Annotated in this window: 19 protein-coding genes and 2 pseudogenes; 17 read left to right on the top strand and 4 right to left on the bottom strand. The window is 70.9% G+C overall.

The window, feature by feature from the left end; translation table 11 throughout:
• Nucleotides 1–53: 53 nt before the first annotated feature.
• The 8 genes and pseudogenes from O1G21_RS19345 (at nucleotide 54) to O1G21_RS19310 (ending at nucleotide 5,634) form a co-directional block, all read left to right on the top strand.
• Nucleotides 54–254 (top strand): DUF397 domain-containing protein, encoded by a 201-nt coding sequence (locus O1G21_RS19345; RefSeq protein WP_270145547.1) that lies wholly within the window; start codon nucleotides 54–56, stop codon nucleotides 252–254.
• An 81-nt stretch (nucleotides 255–335) separates the two neighbouring features.
• Nucleotides 336–713 carry a nuclear transport factor 2 family protein gene (locus O1G21_RS19340; protein WP_270145545.1) on the top strand — a complete coding sequence of 126 codons (378 nt, stop codon included), beginning with the start codon at nucleotides 336–338 and terminating at the stop codon, nucleotides 711–713.
• Between the two features lie 440 nt (nucleotides 714–1,153).
• Nucleotides 1,154–1,344: pseudogene (locus O1G21_RS19335) on the top strand (hypothetical protein).
• A complete protein-coding gene (locus O1G21_RS19330; RefSeq protein ID WP_270145543.1) occupies nucleotides 1,328–1,858 on the top strand; it encodes a DUF6879 family protein in 531 nt (176 codons plus the stop codon). Before O1G21_RS19335 ends, O1G21_RS19330 begins: the two are co-directional and overlap by 17 nt.
• Nucleotides 1,855–2,109: pseudogene (locus O1G21_RS19325) on the top strand (helix-turn-helix domain-containing protein); the annotation flags it as partial. The gene O1G21_RS19330 and the pseudogene O1G21_RS19325, both read left to right, overlap by 4 nt.
• Before the next feature lie 544 nt (nucleotides 2,110–2,653).
• The gene (locus tag O1G21_RS19320; RefSeq protein ID WP_270145541.1) at nucleotides 2,654–3,286 is read left to right on the top strand and encodes a DUF1963 domain-containing protein; all 633 of its coding nucleotides are present in this window, start codon (nucleotides 2,654–2,656) and stop codon (nucleotides 3,284–3,286) included.
• Nucleotides 3,287–3,390: 104 nt separating this feature from the next.
• Nucleotides 3,391–3,795 carry a hypothetical protein gene (locus O1G21_RS19315; protein ID WP_270151100.1) on the top strand — a complete coding sequence of 135 codons (405 nt, stop codon included), beginning with the start codon at nucleotides 3,391–3,393 and terminating at the stop codon, nucleotides 3,793–3,795.
• Nucleotides 3,796–3,924: 129 nt separating this feature from the next.
• Nucleotides 3,925–5,634, top strand: coding sequence for a proline--tRNA ligase (locus tag O1G21_RS19310; RefSeq protein WP_270145539.1), 1,710 nt, complete (start codon nucleotides 3,925–3,927; stop codon nucleotides 5,632–5,634).
• A gap of 12 nt (nucleotides 5,635–5,646) precedes the next feature.
• On the opposite strand, the gene O1G21_RS19305 is transcribed toward O1G21_RS19310, so the two are convergent.
• Nucleotides 5,647–6,417, bottom strand: coding sequence for a MerR family transcriptional regulator (locus O1G21_RS19305; protein WP_270145537.1), 771 nt, complete (start codon nucleotides 6,415–6,417; stop codon nucleotides 5,647–5,649).
• A 4-nt stretch (nucleotides 6,418–6,421) separates the two neighbouring features.
• On the bottom strand, nucleotides 6,422–7,267 hold the full coding sequence (locus O1G21_RS19300) for an alpha/beta fold hydrolase (protein WP_270145535.1): 846 nt from the start codon (nucleotides 7,265–7,267) through the stop codon (nucleotides 6,422–6,424).
• A gap of 113 nt (nucleotides 7,268–7,380) precedes the next feature.
• On the opposite strand from O1G21_RS19300, the gene O1G21_RS19295 reads away from it, so the two are divergent.
• Entirely contained in the window at nucleotides 7,381–8,124 is a 744-nt protein-coding gene (locus O1G21_RS19295) for a GbsR/MarR family transcriptional regulator (protein WP_270145533.1), read from the top strand.
• 51 nt (nucleotides 8,125–8,175) lie between these two features.
• Here the strand turns inward: O1G21_RS19295 and O1G21_RS19290 are convergent, their stop codons facing one another.
• Entirely contained in the window at nucleotides 8,176–9,255 is a 1,080-nt protein-coding gene (locus O1G21_RS19290; RefSeq protein ID WP_270145531.1) for a nuclear transport factor 2 family protein, read from the bottom strand.
• A 155-nt stretch (nucleotides 9,256–9,410) separates the two neighbouring features.
• On the opposite strand from O1G21_RS19290, the gene sigJ reads away from it, so the two are divergent.
• Nucleotides 9,411–10,394 carry an RNA polymerase sigma factor SigJ gene (gene sigJ, locus O1G21_RS19285; protein ID WP_270145529.1) on the top strand — a complete coding sequence of 328 codons (984 nt, stop codon included), beginning with the start codon at nucleotides 9,411–9,413 and terminating at the stop codon, nucleotides 10,392–10,394.
• Nucleotides 10,395–10,430: 36 nt separating this feature from the next.
• The gene (locus O1G21_RS19280) at nucleotides 10,431–11,393 is read left to right on the top strand and encodes a DUF2690 domain-containing protein (protein ID WP_333493475.1); all 963 of its coding nucleotides are present in this window, start codon (nucleotides 10,431–10,433) and stop codon (nucleotides 11,391–11,393) included.
• A gap of 104 nt (nucleotides 11,394–11,497) precedes the next feature.
• On the opposite strand, the gene O1G21_RS19275 is transcribed toward O1G21_RS19280, so the two are convergent.
• Nucleotides 11,498–11,878, bottom strand: coding sequence for a peptidoglycan-binding domain-containing protein (locus tag O1G21_RS19275; RefSeq protein ID WP_270145527.1), 381 nt, complete (start codon nucleotides 11,876–11,878; stop codon nucleotides 11,498–11,500).
• A gap of 376 nt (nucleotides 11,879–12,254) precedes the next feature.
• Between O1G21_RS19275 and O1G21_RS19270 the strand changes: the two genes are divergently transcribed.
• The 6 genes from O1G21_RS19270 (at nucleotide 12,255) to O1G21_RS19245 (ending at nucleotide 19,219) form a co-directional block, all read left to right on the top strand.
• Nucleotides 12,255–12,749, top strand: coding sequence for a carboxymuconolactone decarboxylase family protein (locus tag O1G21_RS19270; protein ID WP_270145525.1), 495 nt, complete (start codon nucleotides 12,255–12,257; stop codon nucleotides 12,747–12,749).
• 261 nt (nucleotides 12,750–13,010) lie between these two features.
• Complete coding sequence (locus O1G21_RS19265) at nucleotides 13,011–13,763, top strand: response regulator transcription factor (RefSeq protein WP_030278167.1); 753 nt, start codon at nucleotides 13,011–13,013, stop codon at nucleotides 13,761–13,763.
• Nucleotides 13,764–13,775: 12 nt separating this feature from the next.
• Complete coding sequence (locus O1G21_RS19260) at nucleotides 13,776–15,275, top strand: sensor histidine kinase (RefSeq protein ID WP_270145524.1); 1,500 nt, start codon at nucleotides 13,776–13,778, stop codon at nucleotides 15,273–15,275.
• 113 nt (nucleotides 15,276–15,388) lie between these two features.
• The gene (locus tag O1G21_RS19255; protein ID WP_270145522.1) at nucleotides 15,389–15,976 is read left to right on the top strand and encodes a Uma2 family endonuclease; all 588 of its coding nucleotides are present in this window, start codon (nucleotides 15,389–15,391) and stop codon (nucleotides 15,974–15,976) included.
• The gene (locus tag O1G21_RS19250) at nucleotides 15,969–17,333 is read left to right on the top strand and encodes an EF-hand domain-containing protein (protein ID WP_270145520.1); all 1,365 of its coding nucleotides are present in this window, start codon (nucleotides 15,969–15,971) and stop codon (nucleotides 17,331–17,333) included. Before O1G21_RS19255 ends, O1G21_RS19250 begins: the two co-directional genes overlap by 8 nt.
• A gap of 341 nt (nucleotides 17,334–17,674) precedes the next feature.
• A complete protein-coding gene (locus O1G21_RS19245) occupies nucleotides 17,675–19,219 on the top strand; it encodes a cytochrome ubiquinol oxidase subunit I (protein ID WP_270145518.1) in 1,545 nt (514 codons plus the stop codon).

Below are 19,219 nucleotides of genomic sequence, written 5' to 3'. Positions count from 1 at the left end.
TTCGGCGGCCTCTTGCTTCCCGCAAGGGGCCGCCGGTAGCTAGCCTGGCTCTTATGACCAGCTCCGCATGGCAGAAGTCCCGCTACTCGGCCTCAAGCGACAACTGCGTCGAGGTGCGTTCCATCGGCGGTTCGCTCGAAGTACGTGAGTCCGACGACGCGGACATCGTCGTCCGCACCACCTGCCTCAAGTTCGCCAAGTTCCTCCAGGGCGCCAAGGCAGGCGAGTTCGACCACCTGATCACCAACGCCTAGCACTGTGACCGGGACGGTCCACCGTGATCGGAAAGCGGCTCGCGGGACGCGCGCACGCGCAACCGCTGGTATTACTGGGGGATGCAGGAAGAGACGGCACGCTCCGCGATCGACACGTTCATCTCCGCGTTCAACGCCCCGGACGACAGCTATGTGACTGCCCTGCTCTCCCAGGCCCTGACCTCAGACGTGGTCTTCTGGGGGCCGTTGGGTCGCAGCGAAGGAATCGCGGCGGTCGAGCGGTTCGTGCTGGACATCCGGCGCCACCCGGCGGGGACCGGCACGATGGCGCGCTGCTCGGCGGTGGACGTGCCTGGCGAGTGGGCCCGGTACCGGTGGGTCTTCACCACGCCGGATGGGGGCCCCCGCCTGGCGGGGACGGACGTCGTCCATCTGCGGGGGAGCCTCATCGACCAGGTCATCGTCTTCGCGGGGGAGATCGAGCCGTCCGTCTCCTGAGTCGTCCTTCTGTCGCTGCCCTTCTCGTGAACTCGTCCCTTTCGGCACTCCGGCCACCAACGGCTCCGCCGAGCCCGGCTCCTGGACGGCTTCCGTCCACGTGGGTGGCTCGCCCACCGGCCACCTACACCGACGTGTGGGCGCTCTGCCTGGACACCCGCCACGGCGCCGGCGACGACCGGTAGGGCGGTCCAGCGCCCACCTGCGGGGCCGGCGCTGCACAGGAAGTCGGCCCAGCCGACTTCCTGTGCCAACCCGCTTTGCTCCGGTGGCCCCTTGCGAGACGCAAGGGGCCACCGGAGCAAGGAGCGAGATTGCCGCCGAACTATCGGTTGGGCGTTCGAAGTTGGACGGGTTCCAGTACCGGAAATGTTTGCCTCTTGCCTCGGCTTGTTGGACTCGGGAGCATCGTCGGGAGACCGGGCGAGCGAGGAGACATCGTGAAGCCGACACGGCTTGTGGGTTCCTGTGACGAGGGTGAATGCCCGACTCTCTACCTGACGGATCGGGGCACGCTCGCTGTCCAAGGCGAGACCTGACCGAGCACGGCCTTCAGCTCCCGGCCCACGAGATGCTGGTCGAGATTCCCGTTGAACTCATCCGAAAGGCCATCCGTGACAACCTCATCTAGGACCCTTGGAGACTGGTTTTCGGAGTTCGAGCGGGAGGCGTTCCGGCTGGAGACGCTGGACGACTACAGCCAGTCCGGCGGAGTGGACGCCTATCAGGCCTTCCTCGCAGGCGAGGAGCAGCCGGAAGACTTCAAGGCCTCCGGCTGGGTCACGACCGTGGGAGATGCCACCCGAGCCGACAAGCGCATGTACCGGGTGCACATCCTCTCGCGCCCGCTCACGGACTACCTCCGGTTCGAGCTCGGCTGGGGGTACCAACGGAACATGGCGGCCGGCGAGGAGTTCTTCATCCTCGACACCACGGACCAGGCCAACCCCGTTCCCGAGGCGCCGGACTTCTGGCTCTTCGATGACGCGACCGCTGCCGAGATGAGCTACGACGGCAACGGGAAGTACCTCGGATCCGACTTCCACACCGACAACAGCCGGATCGCCGAATTCAAGTCGTACCGTGACATCGCGATGGCGAACGCCGTCCCCTTCGCGGACTGGTGGGCCGAGCACGGCGAGTGAACAGAACACAGCTCGGGACAGCGCTACGGGAACTTCGGCAGGCTTCTGGCAAGGAAGCCAAGGCCGTGGCCCGTGGCGCTGTCATGTCTCCGAGCAAGTTGAGCAAGATCGAGACGGGCAAGGTGGCGCCGACCGTCGTGGATGTGGAACGCATCCTCACGGCCATAGGCGTCTCCGACGAGGTCAAAGCCGAGTACATGGCCGCTGCGAGGGCGGAGGCCACGGAGGCGACCGCGTACTGGACGATCCGGGGTTCTCCTTCTGGGCTGGCCTCCATCACGGCCCCCGGGACTCCTGGGAGGCTGTCGAGGCCGCCCACCGCAGCTGGCTCGACCAGAACCGCCCCCGCCGTGAGTGGTTCACCATCGAAGCCGACCCGGACGGCCGCCAGGTCGTGGGCTACACGGCTCCGGACGGCACGTCGTTCCGCTGGGACCTCTGACGGCGGCCGGTGGCCCCTTGCGCCTCGCGAGAGGCCACCGGTAGACACGGGTGGATCTTCGTCTCCTCCCGCAGATAGGCCGTTCGATGGCTCGCACGTCTCCGCCGCGTCCGCTCGACGTCGAGGCGGTGTTTCCCGAGGTGGCCGCCTTTCGGAAACCTGCGACCCGGTTGCATCCGAGGCTCGGCGACCCGGGTGTCCGGGACAGTTCGATGGGTGGGCCGGTGCTCTGGCCGCGTTCGGAGCCGTGGCCGCACTGTGCGGACGGGCATCCGCGGACGTCGTACGCGCCACCGAGGGGGGCCGAGGGGCCGTTCCCCCTCGTACCCGTTCTGCAGCTGTTCGCCGCCGACATGCCCGGGCTCGAATTCCCGGACGGCACCGACCTGTTGCAGGTGTTGTGGTGCCCGTTCGATCACGAGCCCGGCTACGTGCCGCGGCCCGAGGTGTACCGGTGGGACAGTTCCCGGAGCGATCTCGAAGCAGCGGCGCCGGCCCGGCCGGAGGGCGTGAAGGGCGACTATCTGCCGAATCCGTGCGTCCTGCACCCGGAGCGGGTGGTCGACTACCCGAGCTGGGACCTCCCGGAGGGCGTGTACGACGCGCTCGAAGCCAGGTTCGAGGAGGTCGAGGAGGAGACCGGCTGGTCGTACGAGGCCCACCTGTCGGTGTCCGACGGGATCAAGGTCGGCGGCTACCCGACCTGGACGCAGGACCCGGACTGGCCCACCTGCCCGAGCTGCGACCGCACCATGCAACACCTGCTGACCGTCAACAGCGCCGAGTTCGACGGAGCGAGCTGGCGCACCTGGCTGGCCGTCGAGGACACTCCGGCGGAGGGCGAGATCTGGGACCTCCCGTACGAGGAACGGACGCGGATCCAGTGCCCGCACGGTCTGATGCTCGGCGACATGGGTGGCATCTACCTGTTCGAATGCCCCGACTGCCCGGACCGGCCGTTCGCGTACCGCTCCGACTGCTCCTGAGGAGTGGGTCTGGACCCACCCCCGCTGTACGGCCAGACCCGTACTCGGCAAGTCGGCTGCCCCGTAGCGTCGTTGGCACAACGACAACGGAGGAGACAGAGACCATGGAAACGAGCGCGGACCTCGGTGGGGCCTTCAGCACGGTGAAGAAGTACGTCACGCTCTTCGGCGCCGTCAGTGCGATCGTGCTGGGGACGGTCGCCGTGATGGCGTTCACGGGCCACGGGACGACGGCCTTCCTGTGGATCCGCGCCGTGATCCTGCTCGCGGTCGCCCCGGTGATCCACCGCATGATCACCCGCGCCGCCAACGGCTCCTACCGGGCCTTCGACCGTGTTCGCACGCTCTCGACCATCGCGCCGATCGCGATCGTCGGCGTCGACCTGATCCCGGGCCTGTGCCCCGCCTGGTACGCCGTCCTCCAGGGGCTCTCGGCCCTCGCCCTGGTGGGCGTCGCCGTGCTCACCCGCCGGGCCCCGCTGACCACAGCCTTCCCCGAGCAGGCCTGAAGCAGGGGAGGCCGGCCGGGTCGTTCATGGGCTCGTCACCCCGCCCAAAACGGGGCGACCGGCCCAGGGCGTCGCCACTAGACTCCGGATCCCTGTCAGCAGCTTCGCCGAGAGGACGGTGTCCGGCCCATGCGTTGGTCCCAGCTGTACGTACCCACCCTCCGGGAGGACCCGGCCGACGCGGACGCGGTGAGCCACCGGCTGCTGGTGCGAGGGGGGTTCGTCCGGCAGCTGATGGCCGGGCACTACTCGCTGCTGCCGCTGGCCGTACGGGTGCGCGCCAAGATCATGGACATCGTCCGCGAGGAGATGACCGCGATCGGCTCCCAGGAGTTCGTGCTGCCCACCATGCACCCCGCGGAGATCTGGCAGCGCAGCGGCCGGTGGGAGTCCATCGGCGAGGAGATGTTCCGGCTCAAGGACCGCAAGGGCGCGGACCTGGCGCTCGGGGTGACGCACGAGGAGATCTTCACCGTGCTGTCGCAGGAGCTGCGGTCGTACCGCGACCTGCCGCAGATGTGGTTCCAGTTCCAGACCAAGTTCCGGGACGAGCCCCGCCCCAAGAGCGGGCTGCTGCGGGTGCGCGAGTTCACCATGAAGGACTCGTACAGCTTCGACCTGGACGAGGCCGGCCTCGACCGGTCCTTCCAGCTGCACAAGGCCGCCTACCAGCGGATCTTCGCCCGCCTCGGACTGCCCGTCCTGGCCGTTCAGGCGTCCAGCGGCACGATGGGCGGCAGCGAGTCGGTGGAGTTCATGGCCGCCTCGGCGGCCGGCGAGGACCTGGTGGTCCGCTGCCCCGGCTGCGGCTACGCCGCGAACACCGAGAAGGCGATGTCTGCTCTGCCCGCCGTGGTGGACGGCCCCGGACTCGACGCCCCCGAGCGGTTCGACACTCCGGACGCGCGCACCATCGAGGAGCTGGCCCGGCGGTACGACGTGCCGGCCGAGCGGCAGATCAAGACGCTGGTGTACGTGGTCGACGGCCGGCTGACCCTGGTCCTGGTCCGTGGCGACCACAGCCTGGTCGAGCAGAAGCTCGTCGACACCCTCGCCGCCACCGCCGTCCGCCCGGCCACCGCCGAGGAGATCGAGGCGGCGCTCGGCGCCTCCCCCGGAAGCCTGGGCGCGGTCGGCGTCGCCGAGGAACTGCCCGTCCTCGCGGACGAGGCGCTGCGCGGCCGCACCGACATGACCACCGGCGCCAACACGGACGGGGTGCACCTGCGCGGGGTGTCCGTGGAGCGGGACATCGCGGTGCGGCGGTGGGCGGACCTTCGGGAGGTCACCGCCGGGGAGCCCTGCCCCGACTGCGGCGCGCCGCTGGACGTGGCGGTCACCATCGAGGTGGGCCACATCTTCAAGCTGGGCCGTAAGTACACCGAGGCCCTCGGCGTCGCGGTGGCCGGCGCGGACGGCGAGCGGACCGTGCCGATCATGGGCAGCTACGGGATCGGCGTGGAGCGGGCGCTGGCCGCCGTCGTGGAGACCCACCACGACGACAAGGGCATCGTCTGGCCGCTCGCGGTCGCCCCCTTCGAGGTGGCCGTCGTCGTCCTCGGGACGAAGGACGAGCAGGTGCGCGCGGCCGCCGAGACCCTGTACGGGCAGTTGCGGCGCGAGCGGATCGACGTGCTGCTGGACGACCGGGACGAGCGGCCCGGCGTGAAGTTCCGCGACGTCGAGCTGATCGGCATCCCGTACCGCATCACGGTCGGCGCCCGCGGGCTGGCCGACGGCCTGGTGGAGGTCACGGCCCGGGCCACCGGCGAGACGGAGTCCGTCCCGCTGGCCGAAGCAGCGGATCACGTCCGCAAGTTGCTCACCGCCGCCGAGTAGCGGATCCGGGGTCTACGGGACGTCGACGCCCGCGGCGCGCAGCTTCTGTTCGATCAGCGCGGTCAGGCGGGTCCAGCCGGGGCGGTCGTCCTCGCCGTGGTGGGTGAGGAGGTCGTGGCGGGCGTCGCCGTCCTCGCGGGTCCGGAGGCCGCCGAGGGTGGGCAGCAGGGAGGGGTCGGCGATGAAGTGGTTGGCGACCTCCTCGGCGAGTTCCTCGATCCTGGGGTCGTCCCGGTCCCACTTCCCGGCGCTCCAGGTGAGTTTGATCATGGCGACGTGCCGGGGGTCCTCCAGGCTGTGTTCGATCTGGGTGAGGTACTCGTCGAAGCCCTCCGGCATCAGGGCCCGGACCAGGACCAGGCCCTCGTGCGCGGTCTTCACGTCGTCCGGGCCGAAGCCGAGCCCGGGCATCCGGTCGAGCAGGGCGCAGGCCCGGGCGGGGAGCAGTACCCGGTCCCCGGTGGCGAGTTGGCGCAGGGTCTCGCGCCGGGCGATCAGTTCGTCGATCTTGCCGGTGAGGTTCTCCTCGACGTCGACGAGGGCGGCGGCGAAGCCCTCGGGGTCGGCGTCGAGGATGGGGCCGATCTCGGCGAGCGGCACGCCCGCCCCGGCCAGGGTCCGCACCTGGACCAGCCGCAGCAGTTCGGGGCTGCCGTAGCGGCGGTAGCCGGAGTGGTCGCGCGCGGGCTCCTCGACCAGGCCGTTCTTGTGGTAGTGCCGGATGGTCTTCACCGTGACGCCGGCGAAGGCCGCGGCCTGGCTGATCGTTACTCCGTCCGTCATGGCGTCAGTTGACCAGGCGGGGCCGGAGATCGGCAACCTCTCGGACGGCGGTGGCGATGGCGCGGAAGTCCTTGCGGACGATGGTGGTGTGCTTGCTGGGGACGGTGGCGCTGACCCGGACGTTGGGGTTGCGGGCGAGGATCGGGTCGAGGGTGGCGCGCATCGCGGTGAGGCCCTCGTCGGTGCCGCCGAGGCTGGCGCCGGTGGCGACCAGGTAGCGCATCGGGAAGGTGACGAGGTCGAAGGCGGGGGCGCTGTCGGCGACGATCTCGTTGAGCTCGATGTTGATCTCGGCGTGCTCGGCGGCGGACATCCGGGCGGCCATGCCGAGCGGGCGGACCAGCGGCATCAGCGGGGCGAACCGCTTGAACAGCTTGCGGATCTGTTCCTTGCCGGCCTCGCGGCCGCCTTCGACGGTGGCGAGGTAGTCCCAGGGGTAGCCGCCGTCGACCATGACTGCGCCGGCCAGGCGGTCGGGGTGGCGGGTGGACCAGTGCAGGGCGAGGGCCGCGCCGTAGGACCAGCCGACGATGATCGGGCTGCGGGCGCCGGTGGCGGCGAGGACGGCGTCGATGTCGCGCAGGCAGGCCTCGAAGCTGTAGTCGGCGGACTTCCCGGACTTGCCGCGGGCCCGCTCGTCGAAGGTGATGTGGCGGTAGCCGTCGCCGAGTTGGGCGATCACGGGCCGCCAGTCCTTCTGGGTGCAGTACGAGCCGTTGAGGTAGAGCACCGGGCGGCCGTTACCGCCGGTGTCGGTGACCGCGAGGGCGGTGTCCTCCACCGGCAGCATGCCGGTCCAGGCGGAGGTGGTGGCGTTCGTGTTCTGCTTCGCGTTCGCGTTCGGCTTCATGCCCTTCAGCGTGAGCGTTGACCTTGGGTCAAGGTCAACCCCGATCCTGTCGCGCTGCTTTCTTATGATGGAAAGCTACGGAGGGACCGACCACGAGCGCGAAGGAGACGGCGATGCCGGGAGGCAGGCTCACCCAGCAGGAACGCCAGCAGATCGCGCTGGGACTGGCCGACGGCCTCGCCTACGCGGAGATCGCCCGGCGCCTCGACCGGCCGACCTCGACCGTCACGCGCGAGGTGATGCGCAACGGCGGTCCCACCGCCTACCGCGCCGACCTCGCCCACCGCGCCACCGGACAGCGGGCCCAGCGCCGCCGGCAGCCCGAGGCCCAGGGCCCGAACGCCGCCGCCCCGCAGCCCCACGGCCGTGACGCGGAGGCGGTGCGCGCGTACGAGGAGGTGCTCACCACCGTCATGATGCAGTCGGGCATGCCCAGGACGATGGCGCGGGTGCTGACCTGCCTCTACACCACCGACGACGGCAGCCTCACCGCCGCCGAACTGGTCGAGCGCCTCCAGGTCAGCCCGGCGACCGTCTCCAAGTCGATCGCGTTCCTGGAGAGTCAGGGCATGGTTCGCCGGGAGCGCGACGAGCGCCGCCGCGAGCGGTACTTCGTGGACGACGACATCTGGTACCGGTCGATGATGGTCAGTGCCCGGGCCACCGCCGAGCTCGTCGGCACCACCCGCCAGGGCGTCGGCATCCTCGGTGCCGACACCCCGGCCGGTGCCCGGCTGGAGAACGTCGCCCGCTTCCTCGACTTCATCTCCGAGGCCATCGCCCGCGCCGCCGAGCAGGGCCGCGAGGTGCTCCACACGAAGCCCGAGGGCGCGAAGCCCGGCCTGGACTCGGACTGACGTTCGACGCTGCGCGAGAAGTCGGCCCGGCCGACTTCTCGCGCAGCAGGGTCAGTACCCGATGGCCTCGCGCAGCAGCAGTACGGTGCCGCGGGCGAAGCGGGTCGGCGCGTTGAGCACCAGGAGCTGGTTGACGGCGCTGGGCTGGCCGTAGGCGGCCCGGGCGCGGGCGTCCTCCAGGGGGAGGGCGTGCTCCTCCAGGCGGCGCATGGCGGTCGGCAGGTCGGGGACCACCTTCTGGGCGCCGACGATCCAGACCGCGTGGCCGGCGCCGCCGGCGTTGGCGGGCAGCTGGCTGCCGGAGCCCGAGGCGATCACCAGGGAACCGGTCTCGGTGACGGCGGCGACGCTGCCCACCGCGACGTCGGGGGACGCCAGCAGGCGCCGGAGCTCGTCCGCCTCGGCCTCCCGGTCCATGGCCAGTACCCGGGACTTGACGGACCGGTAGCGGCTGCCGCCGTTGATGTCCTCGTCGAGACCGGACAGCCGGAGGGTCTCGCTGGCCGAGGTGAAGACGCTGGCGTTCTCCGGGATCAGCTCGTGGACGCGGGCGCGGGCGGCGGCCGCGTCGTCCAGGACCTCGACGGTGAAGCCCTGCGCCGCCAGGGCGGCCGCGGCCCGCTCGAGCCGCTCGGCGGGCGCGGGAGTGGCGAAGGTGGCGCCGCCGTCCGGCCCGACCTCCGGCCCGCCCTCCGCGCTCGGCGCGGAGCCGCCCAGCGGAGTGGTGTCCACGTACCGGACCTCGTAGACCCGTTCGGCGAACCGCCAGCCGTCCGTCGTCCGCCGGTAACGGTCGTGGTAAATGGCGTAGTTGAGCCCTTCCTGGCCGTTCTTCAGCCGGACGACCTCGTGCATCATGGCGCGGCCGGTCGCGGTGTCGCCGTCGATCCGGATCGCGCCCGGGTGGGTGTTCTGCACGAAGAAGTCCCACTGCGCCTGGAGCTTCGCCCGCCCGGCGCCGATCTGCTCCGGCCCGACCAGTTCGATCGGGACGTTGGGCATCCGCAGCGCGCCGTCCGGGGTGAACAGGGCGGCCAGCCGGGCTCCGTCGCGCATCATCACCGCGTCGGTGAACTCGGCCTGCAGGTCCTGGATTTCGACTCGGTCGGCGATCGCCTGGAAGTCGTTCACGGTGTTTCCTCCCTACCGTTCGGTTGCCTTCTGCCCTTACGACAGGACGGCACGCCGGAATGTGAGGCGGCGCGCGGACGTCACATTCCGGCCCGCTGTCCTGTCGTAGGACTCGTAGGAGTCATGGGAGGACGAGACCAACCGGAGGCGGGCAGATGAACGACGACCTGAGCGTGATCACGAGCGAGCGGCGCCAGCTGATCAACGTGGCGTACCGATTGCTCGGCTCCCTCGCCGACGCCGAGGACGTCGTGCAGGAGACGTACGCCCGCTGGTACGCGATGACCCCGCAGGAGCGGGCCGCCGTCGTCTCGCCCGGCGGCTGGCTGACCACGGTCGCCAGCCGGATCTGCCTCAACCAGCTCGGCTCCGCCCGGGCCCGGCGGGAGCGTTACGTGGGCGAGTGGCTCCCCGAGCCGCTGCCCGAACACCGGGAGGGGGCGGAGGGCGCGGCGGCGGACCCGGCGGACCGGATCACCCTCGACGAGTCGGTCAACATGGCCTTCCTCGTCGTCCTCGAGTCGATGACGCCCGCCGAACGCGTGGCGTTCATCCTCCACGACGTCTTCCAGTACCCGTTCGCCGAGGTCGCCGCGATCGTCGGCCGTTCGGCGGCGGCCTGCCGGCAGCTGGCCACCTCGGCCCGCCGCCGGATCCGCGCGGCGCAGACCCCGGCGACGCCGACGAGCGAGCAGGCCGTCGTCGTCCGGGACTTCAAGCGGGCCTGGGAGGCGAAGGACGTCAAGTCGCTCATGGACCTCCTCGACCCGGACGCCACCGTGATCGCCGACGGCGGTGGCCTGGTCAGCGCACTGCTGGAACCGCTCACCGGCAGCGAGTGGATCGCCCGCATCCGCGTCCACGGCGACCGCGTCACCGCCGGGCTCACGCTGCTGGAGTGCGCCGTCAACGGCCTGCCGGGCCTGGTCGCGCAGCAGGGCGGCGTCACCGACACCGTGATGGCGTTCCGGATCGCCGAGGGCCGGATCACCCACATCTGGGCGGTGCGCAACCCCGAGAAGCTCCGTGCGTGGACGGGGGCGGGGGCGGGGGCGGACGCAGGACCGGGCAGGCCGGGCGAAAGCCGGGACGGGGTTGTCCGGGACATGTACCCTGAAGCGGCGAGGTCGATCAACTGATGTGAACAGCAAGGCTCGTGGCGCATTGGGGGGCGCGTGGCCGGTCGCTGGAGGCGTCTGCCTGAGGGGTTGTCCGCGGCGGAGCGGGAGCTCGTCGAGGTGCTCAGGGAGATGAAGGACCGCAGTGGGCTCAGTCTGGTCGAGCTCGCGGATCGGACGCACCACAGCAAGTCGTCGTGGCAACGGTGGTTCAACGGCGAACGCGTCGTGACCGAACACGCGTTGCGTCGGTTGGCCGAGGTTTCGGGTACTGACGTGGAGTCGGTGCTGCCGGTCTTCCTCGCGGTGGTGTCGCGGAACACCGGGGCCGACGAGGACGAGGGCAAGGACGGGACCGAGGGCAAGGACGGGACCGAGGACGAGGACGGGACCGAGGACGAGAGCGGCCTCGACGGCGCGGCGACGGGCGGTTCGACCCGGCGGCGGCAACTCGGCTACGCGGCCGTGGGGTTGACGGTCATCATGGTGTTGGCCGCGGTAGTGGCCGTGTGGTGGCACGGCCGACCGTCGAAGCACGCCGAGGTCTCCGCCGCTCCGACGACCGCGACCGCGACCGCGACCGCGACCCGTTCGGCGCCAGGCGGCTGTCTGGGGGTCTCCTGCACCGGGCTGGACCCGAAGGCCAGCGGCTGCGGCGACGACGCCGTCACGCTGATCACTGCCAACGTCCAGCGGATGACCATTCAGATCCGCTACAGCGCCCACTGCAGGGCCGCCTGGGCCAAGCTCACCGACGCCACTCCCGGCGACTCGGCCTCGATCACCACGGCCCGGGGCGGCCATCAGACCGCCCTGGTGCACTGGGGCTACGACGCGTACTCGCCGATGGTCGACGCCTCCGCCTCCGACAGCGGTCTGCAGGTGTGCGGGGAGCAGGCGGCGGGCCGGGGGTGCAGCCAGGTGATCACCGACCCCGCGAGCGCGCCGGTGGCGCCGGATCTGCTCACCACGCCGCCCCCGGGCGCGGCCACCGCCACCACGGCGGGCCCGGAGCACTGAGCCCGGAGCCTGCCGTGGTGGCGGATGCCGTACCCGGAACCCGGGCAGGGGCGGCCCCCGTCTGTCGTGCCGCCGTCCCCGCCCGGGCGTCACTCACCCACGCGTCAGCACACGTAGTTGGGGGACTGGTACCAGTAGTCCAGCGAGCCCCAGGTGTTCGGCCCGACGATGCCGTCCACCGAGAGGCCCGCACAGCTCTGGAACTGGTAGACGGCGGTCTGGGTGGCCGGCCCGAAGCTGCCGTCGATGTTCAGCGGGGTGTGGCTGCTGGGGCTGAGCGAGAGGTTCAGCTCGCACTGCAGCTGCTTCACCGCGGTACCGCTGGAGCCCCGGCTGAGGGTCGGCTCGGAGTTGGTGTAGTTGCACGAGGGGCTGGCCTGGTCCGGCGTCGCGGTCGTGGCGGCGGCGCTGCCGGCCGTCCCGATGGCCGAGGCCACCACGAGGCCGGCTCCCGCGAGGCTGAGCACGATGCGGTTCTTGCGCATGACGCTTCCCTCCCTGATGTGCCACACGGCCCCTGACGGCCTGCGGCGGTCGGCGTCCGGAGGCGAGCGCCCCGGACGACGGCAACTCTGCCGCCGTCCGGGGCGGTCCCACAGGGCTGGGATGGGGGTGGGGACGGCCCGGGGAAAGTCCCACGGACCGGTCCGGTGGGGAACGCCCGGAGGTGCGGATTCTCCGTACGTCCCCGGAGCGAGGGGGATCGCCGGGGTCGGATCACCCACGTCCGGGTGGTGCGCGACCCGGAGGAGTGCCGCCCGCGGAACGAGTGACGCAGGTCACATCCACGGCTGTCACAGGACGCCCGGTCATCCGGTCATAGAGGACGCCAACGCAACACGGAACGCCGAGGAGCGCGCCATGGAAGCCCGTCTGAACCCCTTCGCCAGCCCGGTCCTGGGCAAGGTCTTCAAGCACCTCATCGCCGCGAACAAGTCGCTCGCGGACTCGACCCTGCCGTACGCGACCCAGGAGCTGGTGCGGCTGCGGGCCAGCCAGATCAACGGGTGCTCGGCCTGCGTCGACATGCACTTCAAGGAGGCCGTGCACGCCGGCGAGGAGGCGACCCGGCTGAACCTGGTGGCGGTGTGGCGTGAGGCGACGGTCTTCACCGACGCGGAGCGGGCCGCCCTGGAGCTCGCGGAGCAGGGCAGCCGGCTGGCCGACGGGGGCGGGGTGACGGACGAGGCGTGGGCGAACGCCGCGAAGTACTACGACGAGGAGCAGCTCGCGGCGCTGGTCGGCGTCATCGCCCTGATCAACGCCTTCAACCGCGGCAACGTCATGATCCGCCAGCCCGGCGGCAGCTACCAGGCGGGCCAGCACGTCCAGGCCGCCGCACAGCTGAGCAGCTGAGCAGCTGAGCGTACGACGTCGACGGCCGGGGATCGCCCTCCCCGGCCGTCGACGTTCCCCGTCAACGCCCGAGGCCCGTACGCACACCACCGAGCCCCGCCCCTGGGGGCTTGTCGCCCAAAAACCGACCGATAAGGTGTTAATCCAACATTCATCCATGCCGCATAGCCTCCGAGGGCTAGCCTCATGCTGAACGTCATCGTCCGACCGGGAGGCGAAACCCCCGTGCAAGGCACTGTCACCACACCGGGCGGCCCCACCGTGGCCGGGGGCCAGGGCGAGGCCTTCCTCCTCGTCGTGGACGACGAGCCGAACATCCGCGAACTGCTCGCCGCCTCGCTGCGCTTCTCCGGGTTCCGGGTGGCCTCCGCCGCGAGCGGGACCGAAGCCCTGGAGCTGATCGCCGCCGAGCGGCCGGACCTGGTGGTCCTCGACGTGATGCTGCCCGACCTCGACGGCTTCACCGTCGTCGAGAAGCTGCGCGAGCGCACCAGCCGGGGCCAGATCGCCGGGCCCGCGCACGGACACCCCGGCGACCACCTGCCGGTGCTGTTCCTCACCGCCAAGGACGGCGTCGGCGACAAGGTGCAGGGACTGGCCGCCGGCGCGGACGACTACGTCACCAAGCCGTTCAGCCTCGAGGAGCTGATCGCCCGGATCCGCGCCATCCTGCGCCGGGCCGGCGGGCCCGCCGAGGACGGCCGACTGGTGGTGGCCGACCTCAGCCTCGACCCGGTCGCCCACGAGGTCACCCGCGCCGGCACCCCGGTCGCGCTCTCCCCGACCGAGTTCAAGCTGCTGCACTACCTGATGGCCAACGTCGGCCGGGTGGTGTCCAAGGCGCAGATCCTCGACCACGTCTGGGCCTACGACTTCGGCGGCGACCTCTCCATCGTCGAGTCCTACATCTCCTACCTGCGCCGCAAGCTCGACTCCGGCCCGGCGCACGGCCCCAAGCTGATCCACACCGTGCGCGGCATCGGCTACGCGCTGCGCCGCCCCCCGCAGGGCTGACCGGACGGACTCGTGCTCAACCGCTTCACCGCCCGGCTCTCGCTGCGGGCCCGGCTGCTGGTCCTCGCCCTCGCACTGGTCACCACCGGGCTCGCGGTCAGCGACACCTTCGTGCTCGGCACCGTACGGGCCCAGCTGGTGGAGCAGCTCGACGAGCAACTCCAGCGCTACGGGCAGCCGCTGTCGCGCAAGGCCCCGGTCCAGCTGACCGCGCCGGGCGCCGGCAAGCCGGTCGTCACCGGGCGGCGGATCAGCCTGCCCAGCCAGTACCTGGTGCAGTGGCTGTCCTCGGACGGCAAGGTCCAGGGCTCGCTGCGCCAGCCCGTCTCGGACAGCGACCCGGCGCCGCAACTGGCCGGGCTGGACCCGACCCAGACCGCCCCCGACACCCCCTTCGACCTGCCCGACCAGCGCGGCCACCACAGCTGGCGGGTACTGGTGCTGCCGCTCCAGCCACCCCGCGCACCGGCCTCCGGACTCGGCGCGTACGCCTCCCCCACCGTCGCCCCGACCTTCGTCATGGTCGCCGTCTCCCGCGAGGACATCGACGCCACCACCGGCCGGCTGAGCACCTCCTTCCTGGCCATCGGCGGCGGCGTCCTGCTGCTGATCACCGCACTCGGCTTCTTCGCCGTCCGGGCCGGGCTGCGGCCGCTGTGGCGGATCGAGGCGGGCGCCGCGCGGATCGCCGCCGGCGAACTGTCGCACCGCATGCCGGAGCTTTCCCCGGGCACCGAGGTCGGCCGGCTGTCGGTCGCGCTCAACGGCATGCTCACCCAGATCGAGGCGGCCTTCGCCGCCCGCGCCGAGTCCGAGGCCCGGATGCGGCGCTTCGTCGCCGACGCCTCGCACGAGCTGCGCACCCCGCTGGCCGGCATCCGCGGCTTCGCCGAGCTGTACCGGATGGGCGCGCTGCCCACCGAGGCGGACGTCACCCGGACCATGAGCCGGATCGAGAGCGAGGCGGTCCGGATGGGCACCCTGGTCGAGGACCTGCTGGTGCTCGCCCGGCTCGACGAGGAACGCCCGCTCGACCTCGCCCCGATGGACCTGCGCACCCTCGCCGCCGACGCCCTGCACGACCTCACCGCGCTCGACCCCAGCCGCCCGGTCGCGCTCACCGGCCCCGCCGGCACCGGCGCCCCCGGCGCGGCACCCGTCCTCGGCGACGAGGCCCGGCTGCGGCAGGTGGTCACCAACCTGGTCGGCAACGCCGTCAAGCACACCCCGCCCGGCACCCCGGTCCGGATCGGGGTCGGCGGCGGCGGCGACGGCGTCTGCCTGCTGGAGGTCGCCGACTCCGGGCCCGGCCTCACCGAGGAACAGGCCCAGCGCGTCTTCGACCGCTTCTACCGGGTCGACGCCTCCCGCAGCCGCGACAACGGCGGCGGCGGCGGACTCGGCCTCGCCATCGCCACCGCCCTCACCCGTGCCCACGGAGGCACCCTCACCCTGGACACCGCCCCGGGCGAGGGCGCCACCTTCCGGGTCGAACTCCCCCGCCAGCGCTGACCGAACCCGCACCCGAAAACCCCCTCGATCGGGTGAACCCCACGTCGTTCACCCGATCGGCCCCTTGGTCCCGTGCCATGGTCCTGGTGTCCTGCGAGGCAGCGGGAGGCGACGTGAGCATTCACCCAGACCAGAGGTTGTGGAATCTCTGGAAGTCCATGGATGTTCCGGAGGGCTTCCGCGCGGAGATCATCGAGGGGGCCATCACGTTGTCGCCCACCAGCGGCACTCGACACTTCCGCATCAACAGGCAGGTACTCAGCGGCTTGGTCGACTACCTGCGTAAGAGCGCCTGGATGCCGGGAAACGTCTGCAACGTCATTCATGGGCTCAAGGTGCTGATCCCGGACGTGCTGGTTGCCCCGAGGGACATCGAGGAGGTCGAGCACCCGGAGGGCCTGGGGCTGCTCGCCTCCGGAATCCCCCTGGTCATCGAAACCGTCTCACCCGGAGCCGAAGCCCGCGAGCGCGACCACGTCCTGAAGCACCGTGCCTATGCCGCCGCCGGTATCCCGGTGTACGTGATCATCGACGACCACGACGACGGCGGCGCTGTCACGGTCCTCACCAGCCCTGACCCCGAGCGCCGGGCGTATGCCTCCTCGATCCGGGTCCCGTACGGCAAGGAGGCTGTCATCCCGGAGGGTCCCGCCAAGGGTTTCGTGATCGGCCCCGACATCACTGGAGAGCGCCATGCCTGACCCGGGTGTTTCGTTCAAGCGCGACCTGTCCGAGTGGCGGGTCGCCCTCGTCGCCTGGCGGCTCCTCGTGCTGCAGGCCGCCGACCCGGTGGTGGGGGCCGGGATGACGGAGCACTCCACCTACCGGGCGCACCCGTGGCGGCGGATCGAGCACACCTTGGGGAGCGGGCGGCGGCTGTTCTACCAGGACGCGGACGCCCTGCGCCGCGAGGTCGCGCGGCTCAACCGGTCGCACAAGCGGATCCGCGGCACGATGCCGGACGGGCAGCCGTACGACGCGCGGGACGCGGCGACCCGGGTGTGGGTGCTGCTGACGCTGTTCGAGTGCGTGGTGGCCATGCGGCGGCTCGGCGGGGACCCGTACGACTCCGCGCAACTGGAGCTGGCCTACCGGGAGTTCAAGGAGGCGATCGCCGCCTTCGACCTGCCCGGGGCCGAACTCCCCAAGACCGCCGCCGACTTGCCCGCTTACTTCGCCCGATACACCCGCGAGAAGCTGGAGTTCACCGAGTCCACCCGCTACCTGCTCGACGACATGCTGCGCGAGGCGCCCCGCCCCCGAAGGCTCTGGTTCCTCGGGGACGCCGGGTGGCGGATCACCCGGCTGCTGGTCGCCCGGGTGATCCGCGAGCTGACGGTGGCGGACCTGCCGCCGGCCGTACGGCAGCGGCTCGGGCTGGCCCGCACCCGGCGCGGGGCGCTGCTGTCCGCCGTGCTGCACCGGGGCGCCGGGGCCGTCGTCCCGCTCCTGCCGGACCGGGTGCGCTACCGCTCCCCGGAGGAGGAACAGCCACCGCGTCGGCTGCGCCTCCAGCACGGGGACGCTCGCGGCTCCCGGGTGGACCGGTTCTTCCGGGAGGTGCTGGACCAGACCGGGGACGGCTTCATCACCGTGCACGACCTGCGGGCGATGGCCCACAACGTGTGCTGGCAGCTGGAGTTGGACGAGGACGCCGAGGCGCGGCTGTACCGGGCCTTCGACGGCTGGTGGGAGCAGCTGCGCGCGGCGATGGACGCCAACGGGGACGGCAAGGTGAGCCGGGAGGAGTTCACCGCGGCCACTCTGGCGGGCCTCGACCAGGACGAGGCGTACCTGGAGCAGGGGCTGCTCCCTGCTCTGCGCGCGGTGTTCGTCGCGGCCGACACCGATGGCAGCGGCTTCCTGGAGTTCGACGAGTACCGCGCGGTGTTCGGCGGTCCGCGGGTTCACCCGGCGGAACTGTCGCACGGTTTCCGCCAGTTGGACACGGACGGGGACGGGCGGATCACGCTGGAGGAGTTCCTGCGCGGCTTCACCGAGTTCTTCACCGCCCGCGCCGACTCCACCTCGGGGGCGCAGCTGCTCGGCCGACCGTAGCCCCCAGCCCGTAGCCCCCTAGCACGCCCCGCTCGCCGCAGCGAGCGGGGCGCGGCGCTGTCAAGCGCCGGTTCGGCCAAGAGCGGAGCGCCGTCCGCCCGGTCGTTCGTTGCCCCGGTGCGCCAAACCTCCGCAGACTGTGCGCACCGTCACGCCCCGCCCTGCCGCGTCAACCCCACCCCACCTGCGGTTCCCCCGTAAGGATGGTGGATACTGTGCTTGTGAACGTGTTCACGTTCACAAGCGGACAAGCTTGCGTGGTTGAGCAGCGTCTACGGCTATGGATCAGGTTTGTCCGGAAAACGCCCTGAACAGGGGCCGGCGGAGAGAGGGCGGGCGACGTGGAACTGGCAATCGCTCACGAGACGATCGCGCGGTGGCAATTCGGCATCACCACCGTGTACCACTTCCTCTTCGTACCGCTCACCATCAGTCTGGCCGCGATCGTGGCCGGGCTGGAGACCGCCTGGGTGCGTACGAGCAAGGAGAAGTACTTCCACGCGACCAAGTTCTGGGGAAAGCTCTTCCTCATCAACATCGCGATGGGTGTCGTCACCGGAATCGTGCAGGAATTCCAGTTCGGCATGAACTGGTCCGACTACTCCCGCTTCGTCGGTGACGTCTTCGGCGCCCCGCTCGCGATGGAGGCGCTGATCGCCTTCTTCTTCGAGTCCACCTTCATCGGCCTGTGGATCTTCGGCTGGGACAAGCTGCCGAAGAGGATCCACTGCGCCTGCATCTGGATGGTCTCGCTGGGCACCGTGCTCTCCTCCTACTTCATCCTGGCCGCCAACTCCTGGATGCAGCACCCCGCCGGCTACGCGATCGACAAGGCCACCGGCAAGGCGCGGCTCACCGACATCACCAAGGTGCTGTTCCAGGACACCACCCTCACCGTGGTCTTCCACACCCTGACCGCCGCCTTCCTCACCGGCGCCGCCTTCATGGTCGGCATCGCCTCCTTCCACCTCTGGAAGGCCAAGCGCAGGCCGGAGAACGCCGACCCGAAGAAGACCGCGGTGATGCGCACCTCGCTGCGGCTCGGCCTGGTGCTCGCTGTGATCTTCGGCGCCGGCACCGCGCTCAGCGGCGACACCCTCGGCAAGGTCATGTTCGAGCAGCAGCCGATGAAGATGGCCGCCGCCGAAGCGCTGTGGGACACCCAGGCGCCCGCGCCGTTCTCGATCTTCGCGGTCGGCGACGTCGGCAAGGGCCACAACTCGGTCGAGCTGGAGGTCCCCGGGGTACTCTCCTTCCTCGCCCACAGCGACTTCAGCTCGTCCGTCCCCGGCATCAACGACACCGCCGCCGCCGAGGCCGCCGCCCACGGTGGCAACCCCAAGGACTACATCCCGAGCGTCTTCGTGACCTACTGGGGCTTCCGGTTCATGATCGGCTTCGGGATGACCTCCTTCGCCGCCGGCCTGATCGGCCTCTGGACCACCCGCCGGAAGTTCCTGCTGCGCCCCGAGTTCCGCACCGGCGACACCGAGGTGCCCCGGCTGATGCTCACCCCGAAGCGGGAGCTGGGCCCGCTGCTCACCAAGTGGAGCTGGCGGATCGGCATCCTGACCATGGGATTCCCGCTGATCGCCAACAGCTTCGGCTGGATCTTCACCGAGATGGGCCGCCAGCCCTGGGCCGTCTTCGGCCTGATGACCACCGCCAGCGCCGTCTCCCCCAACGTCGGCGTCGGCACCCAGGTCGGCGCCCTGGTCACCTTCACCACGCTGTACGCGATCCTCGCCGTCGTCGAGGTCCGGCTACTGGTCAAGTACGCCAAGGCCGGCCCGGTGGTGACCGAGCGGCCCCCGGCCGAGGACCCGTCGCTGCGCGGCCCGTCCGCGGACGAGGACGCCGACAAGCTGCTCGCCTTCGCCTACTGA

The sequence above is a fragment of the Kitasatospora cathayae genome (assembly GCF_027627435.1).
In the GTDB taxonomy this organism is placed as follows: Bacteria; Actinomycetota; Actinomycetes; order Streptomycetales; family Streptomycetaceae; genus Kitasatospora; species Kitasatospora cathayae.
This window is presented reverse-complemented; position numbering and strand designations above follow the sequence as displayed.

Coding starts and splice junctions, on each gene's coding strand:
- O1G21_RS19250 (WP_270145520.1), top strand. CDS start 15,969: ATGCCTGACCCGGGTGTTTCGTTCAAGCGCGACCTGTCCGAGTGGCGG.
- O1G21_RS19320 (WP_270145541.1), top strand. CDS start 2,654: ATGCCCGGGCTCGAATTCCCGGACGGCACCGACCTGTTGCAGGTGTTG.
- O1G21_RS19340 (WP_270145545.1), top strand. CDS start 336: ATGCAGGAAGAGACGGCACGCTCCGCGATCGACACGTTCATCTCCGCG.
- sigJ (WP_270145529.1), top strand. CDS start 9,411: ATGAACGACGACCTGAGCGTGATCACGAGCGAGCGGCGCCAGCTGATC.
- O1G21_RS19310 (WP_270145539.1), top strand. CDS start 3,925: ATGCGTTGGTCCCAGCTGTACGTACCCACCCTCCGGGAGGACCCGGCC.
- O1G21_RS19345 (WP_270145547.1), top strand. CDS start 54: ATGACCAGCTCCGCATGGCAGAAGTCCCGCTACTCGGCCTCAAGCGAC.
- O1G21_RS19305 (WP_270145537.1), bottom strand. CDS start 6,417: ATGACGGACGGAGTAACGATCAGCCAGGCCGCGGCCTTCGCCGGCGTC.
- O1G21_RS19275 (WP_270145527.1), bottom strand. CDS start 11,878: ATGCGCAAGAACCGCATCGTGCTCAGCCTCGCGGGAGCCGGCCTCGTG.
- O1G21_RS19300 (WP_270145535.1), bottom strand. CDS start 7,267: ATGAAGCCGAACGCGAACGCGAAGCAGAACACGAACGCCACCACCTCC.
- O1G21_RS19295 (WP_270145533.1), top strand. CDS start 7,381: ATGCCGGGAGGCAGGCTCACCCAGCAGGAACGCCAGCAGATCGCGCTG.
- O1G21_RS19315 (WP_270151100.1), top strand. CDS start 3,391: ATGGAAACGAGCGCGGACCTCGGTGGGGCCTTCAGCACGGTGAAGAAG.
- O1G21_RS19270 (WP_270145525.1), top strand. CDS start 12,255: ATGGAAGCCCGTCTGAACCCCTTCGCCAGCCCGGTCCTGGGCAAGGTC.